The 15,728-nt window shown below is 72.8% G+C and carries 16 protein-coding genes; 10 read left to right on the top strand and 6 right to left on the bottom strand.

Annotation, left to right across the window (positions count from 1 at the left end):
* The first annotated feature begins 151 nt into the window (after window positions 1-151).
* Window positions 152-1,072, top strand: a complete 921-nt coding sequence (locus tag SJ20_RS06500) for an SDR family oxidoreductase (RefSeq protein ID WP_044659348.1) — start codon at window positions 152-154, stop codon at window positions 1,070-1,072.
* Between the two features lie 30 nt (window positions 1,073-1,102).
* Here SJ20_RS06500 and SJ20_RS06495 read toward each other — a convergent pair whose 3' ends face one another.
* Together SJ20_RS06495 and trpB are read right to left on the bottom strand one after the other, a co-directional pair.
* Window positions 1,103-1,804 (bottom strand): ZIP family metal transporter, encoded by a 702-nt coding sequence (locus SJ20_RS06495; RefSeq protein ID WP_044659347.1) that lies wholly within the window; start codon window positions 1,802-1,804, stop codon window positions 1,103-1,105.
* Between the two features lie 54 nt (window positions 1,805-1,858).
* Window positions 1,859-3,160, bottom strand: coding sequence for a tryptophan synthase subunit beta (gene trpB / locus SJ20_RS06490; RefSeq protein WP_196489411.1), 1,302 nt, complete (start codon window positions 3,158-3,160; stop codon window positions 1,859-1,861).
* Between the two features lie 246 nt (window positions 3,161-3,406).
* Here trpB and SJ20_RS06485 point away from each other — a divergent pair, with 246 nt between their 5' ends.
* The 3 genes from SJ20_RS06485 (at window position 3,407) to SJ20_RS06475 (ending at window position 5,687) form a co-directional block, all read left to right on the top strand.
* Window positions 3,407-3,982: a hypothetical protein gene (locus SJ20_RS06485; RefSeq protein WP_044659346.1), complete on the top strand. Its 576-nt coding sequence runs from the start codon at window positions 3,407-3,409 to the stop codon at window positions 3,980-3,982.
* Window positions 3,983-4,074: 92 nt separating this feature from the next.
* Window positions 4,075-4,638: a GNAT family N-acetyltransferase gene (locus SJ20_RS06480; protein ID WP_044659345.1), complete on the top strand. Its 564-nt coding sequence runs from the start codon at window positions 4,075-4,077 to the stop codon at window positions 4,636-4,638.
* A gap of 17 nt (window positions 4,639-4,655) precedes the next feature.
* The gene (locus SJ20_RS06475) at window positions 4,656-5,687 is read left to right on the top strand and encodes a DMT family transporter (RefSeq protein ID WP_082067598.1); all 1,032 of its coding nucleotides are present in this window, start codon (window positions 4,656-4,658) and stop codon (window positions 5,685-5,687) included.
* A gap of 39 nt (window positions 5,688-5,726) precedes the next feature.
* Here SJ20_RS06475 and SJ20_RS06470 read toward each other — a convergent pair whose 3' ends face one another.
* Window positions 5,727-6,962: an MFS transporter gene (locus SJ20_RS06470; protein WP_044659344.1), complete on the bottom strand. Its 1,236-nt coding sequence runs from the start codon at window positions 6,960-6,962 to the stop codon at window positions 5,727-5,729.
* A 24-nt stretch (window positions 6,963-6,986) separates the two neighbouring features.
* Here SJ20_RS06470 and SJ20_RS06465 point away from each other — a divergent pair, with 24 nt between their 5' ends.
* Entirely contained in the window at window positions 6,987-7,496 is a 510-nt protein-coding gene (locus SJ20_RS06465) for a MarR family winged helix-turn-helix transcriptional regulator (RefSeq protein ID WP_082067597.1), read from the top strand.
* Window positions 7,497-7,511: 15 nt separating this feature from the next.
* Here SJ20_RS06465 and SJ20_RS06460 read toward each other — a convergent pair whose 3' ends face one another.
* Window positions 7,512-8,330: a spermidine synthase gene (locus tag SJ20_RS06460; protein ID WP_044659349.1), complete on the bottom strand. Its 819-nt coding sequence runs from the start codon at window positions 8,328-8,330 to the stop codon at window positions 7,512-7,514.
* Between the two features lie 36 nt (window positions 8,331-8,366).
* On the opposite strand from SJ20_RS06460, the gene SJ20_RS12000 reads away from it, so the two are divergent.
* Together SJ20_RS12000 and SJ20_RS06455 are read left to right on the top strand one after the other, a co-directional pair.
* Window positions 8,367-8,534 (top strand): hypothetical protein, encoded by a 168-nt coding sequence (locus SJ20_RS12000; RefSeq protein ID WP_160311879.1) that lies wholly within the window; start codon window positions 8,367-8,369, stop codon window positions 8,532-8,534.
* A gap of 73 nt (window positions 8,535-8,607) precedes the next feature.
* Window positions 8,608-9,087 carry an SRPBCC family protein gene (locus tag SJ20_RS06455; RefSeq protein WP_044659343.1) on the top strand — a complete coding sequence of 160 codons (480 nt, stop codon included), beginning with the start codon at window positions 8,608-8,610 and terminating at the stop codon, window positions 9,085-9,087.
* Between the two features lie 43 nt (window positions 9,088-9,130).
* Here SJ20_RS06455 and SJ20_RS06450 read toward each other — a convergent pair whose 3' ends face one another.
* Both SJ20_RS06450 and SJ20_RS06445 read right to left on the bottom strand, forming a co-directional pair.
* The gene (locus tag SJ20_RS06450; RefSeq protein WP_041104133.1) at window positions 9,131-10,210 is read right to left on the bottom strand and encodes an ABC transporter ATP-binding protein; all 1,080 of its coding nucleotides are present in this window, start codon (window positions 10,208-10,210) and stop codon (window positions 9,131-9,133) included.
* A gap of 82 nt (window positions 10,211-10,292) precedes the next feature.
* Entirely contained in the window at window positions 10,293-11,312 is a 1,020-nt protein-coding gene (locus SJ20_RS06445) for a LacI family DNA-binding transcriptional regulator (protein ID WP_044659342.1), read from the bottom strand.
* A 340-nt stretch (window positions 11,313-11,652) separates the two neighbouring features.
* Between SJ20_RS06445 and SJ20_RS06440 the strand changes: the two genes are divergently transcribed.
* From SJ20_RS06440 to SJ20_RS06430, 3 genes are all read left to right on the top strand, one after another.
* On the top strand, window positions 11,653-12,975 hold the full coding sequence (locus SJ20_RS06440; RefSeq protein ID WP_044659341.1) for a maltose ABC transporter substrate-binding protein: 1,323 nt from the start codon (window positions 11,653-11,655) through the stop codon (window positions 12,973-12,975).
* A gap of 118 nt (window positions 12,976-13,093) precedes the next feature.
* Complete coding sequence (locus SJ20_RS06435; protein ID WP_020624872.1) at window positions 13,094-14,731, top strand: ABC transporter permease subunit; 1,638 nt, start codon at window positions 13,094-13,096, stop codon at window positions 14,729-14,731.
* Between the two features lie 62 nt (window positions 14,732-14,793).
* Window positions 14,794-15,714, top strand: a complete 921-nt coding sequence (locus SJ20_RS06430; RefSeq protein ID WP_041104154.1) for a sugar ABC transporter permease — start codon at window positions 14,794-14,796, stop codon at window positions 15,712-15,714.
* Window positions 15,715-15,728 lie beyond the last annotated feature (14 nt).

The raw sequence follows: 15,728 nt of genomic DNA, 5'->3' as shown, positions 1-15,728 counted from the left end.
GGGCCATATCGCAGGGCTCGTCATCCGGGGGAGCGGGCGGGGCGCGTCCGGTGACCCGGGGATCAGCCGTGGCGCCGCCGGGGGGCTGCTCCCTACGCTCGGAGGACGGCGCGCAGACCGCGCGTCGCCCCGAGACCGTGAGGAGCACCCCGTGGCGCACGACGACGCGAACACCACCACCACCGACCAGCTCACCCTGCAGGACCCCACGAAGCGCTACCCCGTGATCAGCCCGCCGGAGCAGTCGCTGCCCGGCACCGGCCTGGACGCGGAGATGACGCCGAAGGCCGACCTGGGTGAGAAGTCCTACCGCGGCACCGGCCGTCTCGAGGGCCGCAAGGCGCTCATCACCGGCGGCGACTCCGGCATCGGCGCGGCCACCGCGATCGCGTTCGCTCGCGAGGGCGCCGACGTCGTGATCACCTACCTGCCCGAGGAGGAGAAGGACGCCCAGCACGTCCTCGAGGTCCTGCAGGCGGAGGGGCGCACCGCCGCTGGGATCCCCGGCGACCTGCGCGACAAGACGTTCTGCGCCGACCTCGTGGCCCAGGCGGTCGAGAAGCTCGGCGGGCTGGACGTGCTGGTGAACAACGGCGGCAAGCAGGTGGCGCAGGACTCGATCGAGGACATCGACGACGAGCAGCTCGAGGCCACCTTCGACATCAACATCCTGGCCCAGTTCCGCCTGGTCAAGGCCGCCCTGCCGCACCTGAAGCCGGGCTCCACGATCATCAACACCACCTCCGTGGTCGCCTACATGGCCCCGGAGCAGCTGGTGGACTACTCCGCCACGAAGGCCGCCATCAACACCTTCACGAAGGCCCTGGGCCAGCAGCTGGCCCCGAAGGGCATCCGCGTGAACGCCGTGGCGCCCGGTCCGATCTGGACCCCGCTGCAGCCCTCCGGCGGCCAGAAGTCGGAGGACCTGCCGGAGTTCGGCCAGTCCACCCCGCTGGGCCGCGCCGGGCAGCCCACCGAGCTGGCCCCGGCCTACGTGTTCCTGGCCTCGCCGGAGTCCTCCTATGTGGTGGGCGCGACCATCCCGGTGACCGGCGGCATGCCCACCCCGTGACCGGAGTCGGGCGTTCCTGTCCCTGGGCGGTCACACCACCAGGGACAGGAACGCGCCGAGCGCGAAGCCGACCACGGTGAGCAGCCCGGCCTTCTCCCCGCCCTTCTCTCGGGCCTCGGGGATCATCGTGTCGATCAGCATGACCAGCAGGGCGCCGGCCGCGAACCCCTGGATGCCGCCGGTCAGGGTGGGGGAGGCGACGTCGGCGATCAGCCCGCCGCCCCACGTCGCCAGAGCGCAGACCACCGCCACGAGCGACCACTGGACCAGCAGGTGGCGCCGCGTCTTGCCGCCGTCGAGGGAGTCGGCCGTGGCGGCGATGGACTCGGGCAGGTTGGACATGAAGATCGCCACGAGCAGCGCAAGGGAGACGCCCTCGCCCGCGGCCAGCCCGATGCCCAGCACGAGCTGCTCCGGGATGCCGTCCAGCAGCGCGCCCACGGTCAGCGCCGCGCCCGAGGACGAGCCGCCGGACCTCGCGGCGGAGCGCTCCACCGCACGGTCGCCGAGGAAGTAGGCGGCCGCGCCGAGCGTCAGCCCGATGCCGACGGCGGCAGGTCCGGCCGCCTGCACGCCCGCCTCCGCGAGCTCGAAGGACACGGACGCGATCAGGGCGCCGGCGCCGAAGGCGAGCACGAGTCCGATCGTGCCCATGTGCCAGCGGCGCAGGGTCGCCAGGACGGCGCCCACGAGCAGGGAGGACGCGGCGACCGCGCCCCACATCAGGGTCATCACGGCAGCCAGGCTACGCGCTGACCGGGGGCGACGCCGGGCCGCCGCCTCAGCTCACCGCACGACCTCGTCCGCCTCGCCCGTGAGCCCGAGCTTCTCGGCCACGTAGTCCACGTCCTTGTCTCCGCGGCCGGAGAGGTTGACCAGGATCCGCGCGTCCCGGCCCATCTGCGGGGCGAGGCGGATCGCGTGCGCCACGGCGTGCGCGGACTCGAGCGCGGGGATGACGCCCTCGAGCCGCGTGAGCCGCTGGAACGCGTCGAGCACGGCCGCGTCGTCCTCGGCCACGTACCGGACGCGGCCGACGCTCGCGAAGTGGGCGTGCTGTGGACCGACGCCCGGGTAGTCCAGGCCCGAGGCGATCGAGTGCACGGGATCCGGGGTGCCGTCGTCGTCGGCGAGGACGAGGGTGGCCATGCCGTGGAGGACGCCGTCGCGGCCCTGGGTCATGGTCATCGCGTGCTCGCCCTTGGTCGCGGAGCGGCCGCCGGGCTCGACGCCCACGAGCGCGACGTCGGCGTCGTCGAGGAACGCGGTGAACGCGCCCATCGCGTTGGAGCCGCCGCCCACCGCGGCGACGACGGCGCTGGGCAGCGCCCCGAACCGCTCCTGGAACTGGGCGCGGGCCTCGCGGCCGACCACGGACTGGAAGTCGCGGATCATCGTGGGGAACGGGTGCGGGCCCACCACGGAGCCGATCGCGAACAGGTACTTCTCCGGGTTCGCCGCGTACACCTCGAACGCCGAGTCCACGGCCTCCTTCAGGGAGCGGCCCTCGCGCTCCACCGAGACGACCTTCGTGCCGAGCAGGCGCATGCGCACCACGTTGGGGTGCTGCTTGGCCACGTCGATCGCGCCCATGTGGATCTCGCAGTCGAGGCCGACCATCGCGGCCGCCGTCGCCAGGGCCACGCCGTGCTGGCCGGCGCCGGTCTCCGCGATCAGGCTGCGCTTGCCCATGCGCTTGGCGAGCAGCGCCTCGCCGATCGTGTGGTTGATCTTGTGGGCGCCCGTGTGGTTCAGGTCCTCGCGCTTGAGCACGATCCGTGCGCCGCCGAGCTCGTCGGAGAGGCGGTCCAGCGGGGTCAGGGGGGAGGGGCGCCCGACGGCGTCGCGCAGCAGGCGTCGGTATTCGGCGTAGAACTCGGGGTCCTGGCGCGCCTCGGCGTACGCGCGGGCGACCTCGGCCATGGGGCCGGCCAGCTGCGGGGGCAGGTGGGCGCCGCCGTACTGGCCGAACATGCCGTCCGCGGAGACGTCCAGGTCCGGGGTGGTGACGAGGTCGCAGGCCTCGGCGAGGGTGCGGGGCTCGGGGGCGCCTCTCAGGGCGTTGTCCTCGGGGTTGCGGTGGGTCATCGGGGGTCCTCCTGGGATGGGGCCCGCCGGAGCCGCTCATGACCGAGCCGCCCGGCAGGCGAGCGGCTCGTCGTGTCAGATGCGCATGACCGGGGCCGCCCTCAGGCGGTCCACCACTGCTGCGCGCGCATCTGCATGGGGCCAGCGTACTGCACATCGGGCGGCGTGGGTCTCACCATGTGATTGCAAATCTCAGAATATGGACATCGCTCCCCGTCTCAGTGAATCGCGATTCACCCTGGATCCATGACCATCACCGCCGTCGACACCCCGTCCCCGACCGCCGAGGCCGCCGCTGTGCTCGCCGCCACTCCGGGCATGCGGTACGCCGAGTTCCTCACCGCCGCCCCCGCAGTGCCCGGCATCGTGGCCGTGGTGGCCGAGGAGTCAGCCCGTGCCGCCCTGGGCCTCACCCCCGCCGCCGGTGATGTCCTCGCCGTCGACGTGGCCGACGAGAGCCTGCAGCGCCGCGAGGTGCGCGCCGCCTTCCAGTCCGGTCGTACCGGCGTCTCACCGCTGCGCCAGGCGTTCGCCGCCCTGCTGGCGGGCGAGCTCGGCCTGGATGTGGAGCGCACCAGCCCGGGTGCGGCGGGGGTGGGCTTCGCCCTCACCCCGGAGTCCGAGGAGACGCTCACGGCGTGGATGCGGGAGCACCTGACGCTGCGCGCCTGGGTCGCCCAGGACGCCTCCGCCCTCGAGGGGGTCGCCCGAGAGGTGGCCGCCGATCTCGCCCCGGCCCTGCAGCCGGGCGCTCTGGAGGCCCCTGTGGCGCAGCGGGTCGCGGCCATGAGGGCCTCCGCCCGCCGTTCCGCCACGCTCTGAGCCGGCCGGGCGCCGGAGGCGACGCCCTCGTCCGTGGCGCTCGGTCTCGTCGTGCCGGGAGATCACCCCGAGTCCGCTGACAGGATGGGTGCATGAAGCACGAGATCGTCCTCACCCGCGGGGACCTCACCCTGCGCCCCCTCTCACCCACCGACGGCCCCGCCCTGCGCGAGCTCGTCGACGCGGTCATGTGGGCGGGGAACAGCGCGCCTCTGCCGGTGGACGGTGCGGCCATGTCCGCGCACCTCGCCGAGCTGATCGAGCGGGAGGGCACCTTCGCGTTCGCCGTCGAGCAGGGCGGGGAGCTGGTGGGGCGCACGAGCCTCTATGACCTGGTGCCGGGGCTGCGGGTGGAGGTGGGGCACACGGTCTACGCCCGTCGGGTGTGGGGCACCTCCGTGAACCCCGGCTGCAAGCTGCTGTTGTTCGGGCACGCGTTCGAGGAATGGACGCTGGAGCGGGTGGCCCTGCGCTGCGACCACCGCAACGCCCGTTCGCACGCCGCCATCGCCCGTCTGGGGGCGACGTTCGAGGGCACTCTGCGCCGCTTCCGTCCGGCGGCGGACGGCACGATCGCCGACGTCGACTACTTCAGCGTGGTGCGCGAGGAGTGGCCCGCGGTGCGCGCCGGGCTCGAGGCGCGCCTGGCCGCCTAGGGGTGTAGAACGGGGGGATGCCACCCGCATCCTCTGCCCCGTCCGCAGAGCGCGGACGCTCCCGCCCCCGCCCGGCCGACGTCGCCGCCCGCCCGGACGCCCCCTCCCCGCGGGCGACCGCCCTGCTGTTCGCTCTCGCGGTGGCCGCCGGCTCCGTGATGCCGCTGCAGGGCCGCATCAACTCCCGCCTCGCCCACCTGACGGGCGACCCCGTCCTCGCCGCGCTGTGCTCCTTCGCGGCGGGCCTGGTCGTCATGGTGCTCGTGAGCGTGCTGACGCCGCGGGGCCGCCGGGGCCTGGCCCGCATCCGCCCGGCCCTGGCCGCGGGGTCCGTGCGCCCGTGGTACGCGGTGGCGGGCGTGATCGGCGGGCTCCTGGTGCTCACCCAGTCCGCGACGATCGGCCCCCTCGGCGTGGCCGTGTTCACGGTCGCCGTGGTCACCGGGCAGGTGGTCGGCGGAATGGTCGTGGACCGGTTCGGGCTCAGCCCCGCCGGGGTGCAGCGCCTGACGCCGCGGCGCCTCACGGGGGCGGCGCTCGCCCTGGCCGCGGTCGCCCTCGTGGTGTGGCCCTCGCTCGGCGAGGCCGGCGGCGGGCCCGGCTGGGCGCTGCTGGCCCTGCTGCCCCTGCTGACCGGTCTGGCCACCGCCGGGCAGCAGGTGTTCAACGCCCGTCAGACCACGGCCTACGGCACCGCCATCCCGGCGACCCTGGTCAACTTCACTGCCGGCGTCCTCTTCCTCGGGGTCGTGTGGGGCGGGATCGCCCTGGCCTCCGGCCACGGCATGCCCGCGCTGCCGCACGACTGGCGGCTCTACCTCGGCGGCCCGCTGGGGTGCGTGTTCATCGGGGTGGGCGCCATGGTCGTCCCGCGCCTGGGCGTCTTCGCCGCCACCCTCGGCCTGGTCTCGGGCAACCTCCTGGGCTCCCTCGTGGTGGACCTGGTGGCCCCCACCGACGGATCCACGGTCACCACGACGACGGTGCTGGGCACCCTGGGCGCCCTCGCCGCCGTCATGCTCGCGTCCTGGCCGGCGCGGCGCCGGTAGCGTCGCCCGCGGCGGCAGGCCGCCGTCACCGCGCGGGACTCAGGCGCGGGCCACGGTCCCCCGCCGCCCGTGCCGGCGTCCGTGCATCACGAAGTAGTACCCGGCGGCGATCACCAGCACGCCCGCCAGGGCCGCGTACATGGCGCCGTAGCCGGCGGAGGCCACGAGCCCGCCGAGGAGCACGGGGCCCAGGCCCAGCCCCACGTCCGCGAAGAGCATGAGGGTGGAGATGCCGGCGCCGAGCTGGTGGGAGGGCACCGCGTTCACGGCGATCGCCTGGGCCGCGGGCATGAGCGTGCCGTAGCCGAGGCCGCTCAGCGCCCCGGCCAGCACCACCTGCCAGTCGCGCGTGGCGAAGGCCAGCACCAGGAGCGCGGCCGTGAAGCAGAGGAGCGCGGGGTAGACGACGGCGTCGTCCCCCCGGCGGTCCTGCAGGGTGCCCAGGGTGAGGCGCATGACGAGCATCGCCGCGGCGTAGGCCAGGAAGAAGAGGCCGGCGCCGGCCGTGAGCCCGCGCTCCACCGAGTAGGCGTTCAGGTAGGTGAGGATCCCGGCGTAGCTCAGGCCCACCAGCAGCATGAAGCCGCTGATCGGCAGCACCGCCGGGTGCAGCACGGAGCGCAGGCGGAAGCCCACCGCGGGGGCGGGGTGCTCCAGGGGGACCTCGCCGGCGGCGCGCTCGCCGTCGACGTCCGCCGCGGCGGGCGCCTCGCGCACCAGCAGGCCCAGCACGAGGCTGACCACCGTGATCCCCAGAGTCGCCCGGAACAGCCACGCGTAGCCGATGGAGCCGGCGAGGAAGAGTCCCAGGGCGGGGCCGATCGCGGTGGCCAGGGTGGTGCCCAGCGCGAGGTGGCCGGTGGCCTCCGCGCGTCGCCCGTCGGGGATGGCCGCCTGGGCCAGGGCCATGACGGCGGTGCTGGCGAAGGCGTAGCTGGCGCCGTGGAGCATGCGCACCGCCACCAGGGCCGGCAGCGAGGAGGCGACGAGGTAGAGCGTGCAGGACAGCGCGACGGCGACCAGGGCCACCACCAGGACGCGGCGCTTGCCGAAGCGGTCCACCACGTGGCCGGTGACCACGCGGCTGAGGGTGGCGCCGATGACGAAGGCGCTCGAGGCCAGCCCCGCCCCGGCGTCCGAGGCGGCGAACTGCCGGACCGCGTACACAGCCATGGTGGTGACGAGGGCGTAGAACGCGAGGAACTGGAGGAAGGAGACCACCCAGGCGAGGACGAAGGTGGGGGAGGCGATGCGTTCCTGCTCGGCGATTTGCATGATGCAAAAGGTAGCATCGTTTGCATGATGCAATCATCTGAGGGGGCGTGGCCCGACCCGGTCGAAGGGATCATGTACGAGCACATGCTCCTGCTGCGGGTGGCCACGCAGGGGGTGGCACCCTACGGCCGGTCGAGTGCGCTGGAGCGCAGCGCCACCGTGCTGCTCGCCCGCCTGGACGCAGGCGGGGCCATGAGCGTCGGCGAGCTGGCCGAGGCCTTCGACCTCGACGTCTCCACCGTCCACCGGCAGGTGGCCGCCGCCATGAAGGCCGGCCTCGTCGAGCGGGTGGCGGACCCCGACGGCGGCTCCGCCCGGCTGCACCGCCCCACGGAGGAGGGGCGCGCCCGCCTCGCCGCGGAGCTGAGCTCCCGCGCGGACAACGTGGCGCAGATCGTCGCCTCCTGGCCCGCCGAAGACGTCGTCGAGTTCAGCAGGCTCCTGCGGCGTTTCAACGAGGGGGCGGAGGAGCGCCGGGGCCACCCGTGGCCCCGGCCGCAGACGGGCCCCGGTGCGGAGGACCCCCGGCCCTGAGCGCCGCGCCCGCCCTCAGGCGCGACGGATGCGGGCGGCCAGCGCGGCCGATTCCGCCGGGTCCAGCACGGCCGCCGGATGCGGCCCCGCCGCGGCGAGGCGCTCCGTGCAGCCGGCCTCTCCCAGCGGCGCCCCCGCGGCCAGCACGACGTTGCCCCAGTCCAGGCGCTCCAGCATCCCCTGGTCCGCGAGCGTCCACGGGCCGGGCACCCCGGCCTCGGCGGCCGCCTCCTCGAGGGCGCCCAGCTCGGCGCCCAGGAAGTGCAGGCCGGCGTCGTCGCCGATGTTCACCAGCAGCACCCCACCCGCCGTCAGCAGCTCGAGCAGCTCCCCGTAGAACACGGCGCCGCGCAGGTGCTCGGCGCCCTCCTCGCCGGTGCCGATGTCCAGCACGACGGCGTCGAACCGCTCCCCGTCCAGCGCGAGGTCGACGGCGGCCAGGCGCGCGTCCGCGACCACGGAGACGAGGTCCGTGCCCGCCGGCAGGGGCAGCTCAGCGAGCACGAAGGACACGAGCTCCCGGTCCAGGTCGACCACCGTCTGCTCCGAGCCGGGTCGGGTCGCCTGGAGGTAGCGCGGCAGGGTCAGCGCGCCCGCGCCGAGGTGCAGGACCCGCACCGGCGCGCCCGTCGGGGAGGCTACGTCGAGCACGTGGGCCATGCGGCGCAGGTACTCGTAGCGGATGCGAGCGGGGTCGGCCAGGTCCACGTGGGACTGGACAGCCCCGCCGATCTCCAGGACGAACCCGCCGAACTCGTCGGGGGCGATGCGGGCGTCCACGCCCGACGTGGACAGGTGGACGGTGCGGCCGGAGGGGGAGGGCTGGGCGGGCATGCCCCCCAGCATCCCACCCCTCAGTACGCTGGACGGATGAGTCAGAACGTCCTCACCGTCGACGGCGCCGACTGGTGCCGCGACTGCCTGCGCACCCGGCGCCAGAAGGACATCCCCGTGGTCGTGTTCCCCGACGGCGACCACCAGGTGGAGCCGACCAACGAGGAGACCGCGGCCAAGCTCACCGCGCTGGGCCTGATCTGAGATCGGGGGCCGCTCCCCGAGCGAGCCCCGCCGACCCTCTCGGCGGGTGCGCATCGGGGTCTACGCTCTCCCCATGGAGCACATCGACGAGACCGCCCTGCCCGCCCCCGAGGACCGCGTCGTGTCCGCGACCCACCACGTCGACGCCCCGGCCGGCGTCGTCTTCGAGCTGATCGCGGACCCCTCCCGCCAGCCCGAGTGGGACGGCAACGACAACCTGGCCGAGGCCGCCCCCGGGCAGCGGGTGACCGCCGTCGGGGACGTGTTCGTGATGACCCTGCAGAAGGGCGTGGACCGCGCGAACCACGTGGTCGAGTTCGAGGAGGGCCGCCGCATCGCCTGGAAGCCCTCCGAGGTCGGCGGGGAGCCGTTCGGCCAGCTGTGGCGGTGGGAGGTCGAGGGCGACGACGAGGGCGGCTGCCGCGTCACCCACACCTACGACTGGACCGCCCTGACCGACCCGAAGCGCATCCAGAAGGCGCTGCGGACCGGAGAAGAGCAGCTCCGCGCGTCGATCGACCGGCTCGCGGACCTCGCCGAGCGTCAGGACTGAGGGCAGGCGACGCCCGCCGCCGTCACGCCGCCCCGCGCCGCCGTCAGCGGTTGAGTCGCTCGCCGGTGTCGGCGTGGAACAGGTGCACGCGCTCCGGGTCCGGGACCACGTGCACCACGGACCCCTTCTCCGGCGCCGTGTAGCCCACCGTCCGCAGGGTGATGAGCCGCTCCTCGCCGCCGATCGTCGCGTGACCGTACACGTACGCGTCCGCGCCGAGCTCCTCCACGGTGTCCACCTCCACGGGCAGGCCGGCGGCGTCGTCGCTGATCACCAGGTTCTCGGGGCGCACGCCGAGGTCCACCGTCGTGCCGGCGTCGGCCAGATCCTCCCGCGGCACGGGGATGACCGTCTCGCCCCAGTGCACGCCCTCGTGCGTGGCGGGCATGCGGAAGATGTTCATGGCGGGGGAGCCGATGAACCCGGCGACGAACACGTTCATCGGGCGCTCGTAGAGGTTGCGCGGCGTGTCCACCTGCTGGAGGCGGCCCTCCTTGAGGACCGCCACCCGGTCGCCCATGGTCATGGCCTCGGTCTGGTCATGGGTCACGTACACGGTGGTGGTGCCCAGGCGACGGGTCAGGTTGGCGATCTGGGCGCGGGTCTGCACGCGCAGCTTTGCGTCCAGGTTGGAGAGCGGCTCGTCCATGAGGAACACCTGCGGGTCGCGCACGATCGCCCGGCCCATGGCCACGCGCTGACGCTGGCCCCCGGAGAGGGCCTTCGGCTTGCGGTCCAGGTACTCGGTCAGGTCCAGCAGCTTTGCGGCGTCCTCGACGCGGCGGCGCCGCTCGTCCGCGGGGACGCCGGCGATCTTCAGGGCGAAGCCCATGTTGTCCGCCACGGTCATGTGCGGGTACAGGGCGTAGTTCTGGAACACCATCGCGATGTCCCGGTCCTTGGGGTCCACGTCGGTGACGTCCCGGTCGCCGATCAGGATGCTGCCGTGGGAGAGCTCCTCGAGGCCGGCGAGCATGCGCAGGGAGGTGGACTTGCCGCAGCCGGAGGGGCCCACGAGCACGAGGAACTCGCCGTCGGCGATCTCCAGGTCGAGGGAGTCGACGGCGGGGCGGGGGGAGCCGGGGTACTGGCGGCTGGCGGAGCGGAAGGTCACGGAGGCCATGGTGGGGTTCCTTTCACGGGCAGGTACGTGCCCGACGATCCAAGGTGAAGGAGAGGGGTGGGTGAGGGTCGGGGCTGACGGTCTACGGCGGCGCGGTGCTCGCTCTCGGCCGCAGGGCCAGGTGGTGCATGATCCGGTGGGGGTGGGCGGCGCCGTCGAGGGCGCCGAGCGCCAGGCGGACGGCGCGGCGGCCCTGCTCGAGCGGGTTCTGGTCCACGGTGCTGATGCCCAGGCGGGCGGCCTCGGGGTGGCCGTCCAGGCCCATCACGGACACGTCCTCGGGCACGCGCAGCCCCAGGGAGTGGGCTGCCATCCAGGTGCCCATGGCCATCTCGTCCGAGATGCACATGACCGCCGTCGGCCGGCGCCGCGGGTCGGCGAGAAGGGCGCGCGCCTGGTGGTAGGTGCCGCCGATGGTGAAGTCCGCGGGCACCATCCAGTCGGCCGGCGTGCGCACCCCGATGGCGGCGAGGGCGTGCAGGAACCCGCGGGTGCGCTCGGTGCTGACCTGGAACTCGATGTCCTCGTCCACGCGGCCCACGTAGGCGATGTCCCGGTGTCCGAGCTCCAGCAGGTGCTCGGTGGCCATCCGTGCGGCGCGGGCGTCGTCCACCTGGACGGCGGTGAACCAGTCCGGCAGGGTCTCACCCGCCGGCAGGCGGCCGCCGACGGCGATCACGGGCAGGCCGAGGCGTTCGAGTCCGGCGAACTCGAACACGCTCAGCCGGAACGAGAGGGTGATCAGGGCGTCCAGCCGCCGTCGGGGCAGCAGGTCGGAGATGACCGTGGATCGACGCTCCGGGTCCTGGCCGACGTCGTAGAGCGTCAGGTCGTACCCGTGCCGCACGAGCTCGTCCGCGGCGCCCTCGAGCACGGCGGCGAAGAACCACCGGTGGACGGAGGGGGTCACCAGCCCGATGTTGCGGGTGCGGCCCGAGGCGAGCGAAGAAGCGGCGGAGTCCGCCACGTAGCCGAGCGTGGCGACGGCCTCCTGGACTCGGGTGCGCGTGGCGGCCGCCACGGGGCCGGAGCCGGTGAGGGCGCGGGAGGCGGTGGCGGTGGAGACCCCGGCCATGCGGGCGACGTCCTTGATGCCGACCATCGGCGGTCCTCCTCCCGGTTCATGGGGTTCTGCGGCGGGGCGGGTGCACGACGGCGGCGGGCCGGGGGTCGATGCGTGGCACCAGAGTACGGCACGGCAGGCGCGGTGGTGGAAGCGCTTCCATTCCGGTTTCAGCCGGTCTTGACCTCCGCCCCCACTCCCGCATGCCCGTGTTCATGCGGGAGCGCACCTCTGTGTGGCATATCACAGTGGAAGCGTTTACACTCCTGGGGACTGACTCCTTCAGCCGCCGGGGGCAGGCGCCGTCTCACCGCGGGGCCCACGTCGGCGACGCAACGGCCGGCGCATGCCGCGGGCCACCCCTCGTGAAAGGCACATCATGCAGTCGACGACGACCGGCGGCCTCTTCCGCCGCCCGCTCAGCCTGACCCTCACCGCGGCGTTCTCCGCCCTCGCGCTCACCGCGTGCGGCGGCGGCTCCTCCGCCCCGGCGTCCTCCTCCCCGGCCGGCGCCACCGAGCAGGGCACGGCCACCGCGTCCCCGAGCCAGGACCTCTCCGAGGCCGGCGCCAGCACCATCACCATGTGGGTGGACCAGAACCGCCAGGAGCCGCTGCAGGCCGTGGCGGAGGACTTCAAGGAGGACACCGGGATCACGGTGGAGCTCGTGGTCAAGGACAACTCCACGATGAAGGACGACTTCATCACCCAGAACCCCACGGGCGAGGGCCCGGACGTGATCGTCGGCGCCCACGACTGGATCGGCTCGCTCGTGCAGAACGGCACCATCGAGCCCCTTGAGCTGGGCGAGAGAGCCGGCGACTTCGTGGAGTCCTCCGTGCAGGCCGTCACCTATGAGGGTCAGACCTGGGGCGTGCCGTACTCCGTGGAGAACATCGCCATCCTGCGCAACACCGAGCTGGCCGAGTCCACCCCGGCCTCCTTCGACGAGATGATCGCGGAGGGCCGGAAGGCCGTCGACGCCGGCGAGGCCGAGTACCCGTTCGTGGTGGGCCTGGACGCCGTCAACGGCGACCCGTACCACTTGTACCCGTTCCAGACCTCCATGGGCGCCCCCGTGTTCAAGCAGGCCGAGGACGGCTCGTACGACACCGGCTCGCTGGCCATGGGCGGGCCCGAGGGTGAGGCCTTCGCCGAGAAGCTGGCCGAGTACGGCGAGTCCGGGGTGCTGAACCCGAACATGACCGCGGACATCGCCAAGGAGCAGTTCAACTCCGGCAACGCGGCCTACTTCATCACCGGCCCGTGGAACATCGAGGAGGCCGAGGCGGCCGGCGTCGACTTCGAGGTCGAGGCCATCCCGTCCATGGGCGACCAGCCGGCGCAGCCGTTCGTGGGCGTCAACGCCTTCTTCGTCTCCTCAGAGTCCGAGAACCAGCTGGCCGCGAATGAGTTCGTGGTCAACTACCTCTCCACCGAGGCGGCCCAGGACGCGCTCTTCGCCGAGGGCAAGCGTCCCCCGGCGCTGACCGCCTCCTTCGACAAGGCGGCCTCGGACGAGACCGTGAAGGCGTTCGGCGAGATCGGCGAGAACGGCGTCCCCATGCCGGCGGCCCCCGAGATGGGCGCGGTGTTCGAGTTCTGGGGCGGCGCCGAGATGAGCATCATCAAGGGCGAGGGCGACCCGGTCCAGACCTGGCAGAAGATGATCTCCGACATCGAGGGCCGCATCGGCCAGTGATCCGGCGCGGTCCACCTCCGGCGTCCCCGCGGGGACGCCGGAGGCGGACCGTGGCCCTGCGCCCTCGGGGCGCGCATCCCCCCCTTCCACGGCAGGCCCTCGGGCCGGATGAGGAACCATGAGCCCGTCTTCCACCGCGTCGGACCGGTCCGACGCCGCCACCGCCGCCCTCGACGACGCCGCGCGCCGCACCGGCCCGGGCCGCCGTCGTCGTGCGGACGCCCGGGGTACCGAGGGCCTCGGCGGCACGCTGGCCAAGATCGTCCTGCTGGGCCTCGTGGACGCCTTCGCGGCGTTCCTGCTGTTCCAGCTCGCGGCCGCGGGGGACTGGGTGGTGTTCGCGCTGACCCTGGCGGTCACGATCGGCATCAACTGGATCTACCTGCGCCGCGGCGGCCTGCCGGCCAAGTACCTCGCCCCCGGCCTGTTCTTCCTGATGCTGTTCCAGGTGTTCGTGGTGGTCTACTCCTCCTACGTCGCCTTCACGAACTACGGCGCCGGGCACAACTCGGACAAGGCCGCGGCGATCGAGATCATCCAGCGCTCCTCCTCCATCCGCGTGCCGGACTCCCCGGTGTACGACATCACGGTGCTGGAGGAGGGCGGCGACCTCTACCTGCTGACCCTGCGGGACGGGGAGCCCGTCCTCGGCGGCGCGGACCAGGCGCTGGAGCCGGTCGAGGCCCAGATGCAGGACGGGGAGCCGGTGGGGGTGGAGGGGTACACCACCCTGCGGTTCGGCGACCTGCTGCAGCGTCAGGACCAGGTCGCCCGCCTGAAGGTCCCGCTGAGCGACGACGCCGCGGACGGCACCCTGGAGACGCGCGACGGCTCCCGCGGGTACGTGTACGCGCCGCGTCTGGAGTACGACGAGGCCCGGGACACCTTCACGGACCTCGAGAGCGGCGTGGAGTACCGGGACAACGGCGAGGGCCAGTTCCAGGCGGACGACGGCAGCACGCTGCAGACCGGCTGGCGGGTGTTCGTCGGCCTGGACAACTTCACGCGCGCGTTCACCGACCCCGAGCTGCGCGACCCGCTCCTGCGGGTCACCGTGTGGACCTTCGCCTTCGCGTTCCTGAGCGTGGCCACGACGTTCGCCGTCGGGCTGCTGCTGGCGATCGCCTTCAACCGTTCGGACATGCGCGGCAAGAAGGTCTACCGGGTGATGATGATCCTGCCGTACGCGTTCCCGGCGTTCCTGTCCGGCCTCGTGTGGGCCGGCCTGCTCAACCCGGAGTTCGGCTTCGTCAACACCGTGTTCTTCGGCGGCGCGGACATCCCGTGGCTCACCGACCCGTGGCTGGCCCGGCTGTCGGTGCTCGTGGTGAACCTGTGGCTGGGCTTCCCCTACATGTTCCTGGTGACCACGGGCGCCCTGCAGTCCCTGCCCGAGGACGTGGACGAGGCCGCCCGCATGGACGGCGCCGGCCCGTGGCGCATCTTCCGCTCCATCAAGCTGCCCCTGCTGCTGGTCTCGGTGGCGCCGCTGCTGATCTCCTCGTTCGCGTTCAACTTCAACAACTTCAACATCATCTACATGCTGACCGGCGGCGGACCGCGGTTCCCCGACGCGGGCTCGAACATCGGCGCCACAGACCTGCTGATCACGGTCGTCTACAAGACGGCGTTCAGCGGGGTGGGGCGCGACTACGGCCTGGCCTCCGCCCTGTCCATCGTGATCTTCCTGATCGTGGCGACCATCTCGGCGATCAGCTTCCGGCAGACCAAGGCGCTCGAGGAGATCGACAAGTGAGCATCCCCCAGGATTCCGGACGGCCCCGGCCGGACGCCCCGACCTCGCCCCTCGCCGCCGCCCTGGCGCAGCAGGAGACGGACCCGCTGCGCTGGGAGGAGGACCCGGCCCCGCCACGACGCCGCCGCTCGTTCGGCCGCTGGATGCGGGAGCTGGGCTGGCGTCACGCGGTGGGCGTGCTGGCCAGCGCGTTCGCACTGTTCCCGCTGCTGTACGTGCTGTCCGCGTCGCTCGACCCGACCGGCACGATGGCGAGCTCGAACCGGCTGTTCTCCTCGTTCAGCGGGCAGAACTACGTGGACCTGTTCAGCGACCCGAACCGGCCCTTCGGCCGCTGGTTCCTCAACACGATGGTGATCGGCGTCATCACGTCCGTGATGACGGTGTTCCTCGGCGCCCTGGCCGCCTACGCGTTCTCCCGGATGCGGTTCACGGGCCGCCGCGTGGGGCTGCTGACGCTGCTGCTGGTGCAGATGTTCCCGCAGCTGCTCGCGGTGGTGGCGATCTTCCTGCTGCTGACCTACATCGGCAACCTGGTGCCCGTCCTGGGCATCGGCTCGCAGCTCGGCCTCATCCTCGTGTACCTGGGCGGCGCGCTCGGGGTGAACACGTACCTGATGTACGGGTTCTTCAACACCATCCCGCCGTCGCTGGACGAGGCTGCCAAGCTCGACGGCGCCTCGCACGCGCGGATCTTCTTCTCGATCATCCTGCGCCTGGTGACCCCCATCCTCGCGGTGGTGGCCCTGCTGTCCTTCATCACCACGGTCTCGGAGTTCGTGATCGCCTCCGTGGTGCTCACGGACCCGTCCGCGCAGACGCTCGCGGTGGGCCTCTACGGCTACGTCTCGGAGACCCGCTCCGAGAACTGGGGTGTGTTCGCGGCCGGCGCCGTGCTGGCAGCCCTGCCCGTGATGGCGCTGTTCCTGTTCCTGCAGCGGTACATCGTCTCCGGCCTCACGGCCGGCGGCGTGAAGGGCTGAGCCGAGGGCGGCGG

Source organism: Micrococcus sp. MS-ASIII-49 (assembly GCF_000946635.1).
Taxonomy (GTDB): Bacteria; Actinomycetota; Actinomycetes; order Actinomycetales; family Micrococcaceae; genus Micrococcus; species Micrococcus luteus.
This window is presented reverse-complemented; position numbering and strand designations above follow the sequence as displayed.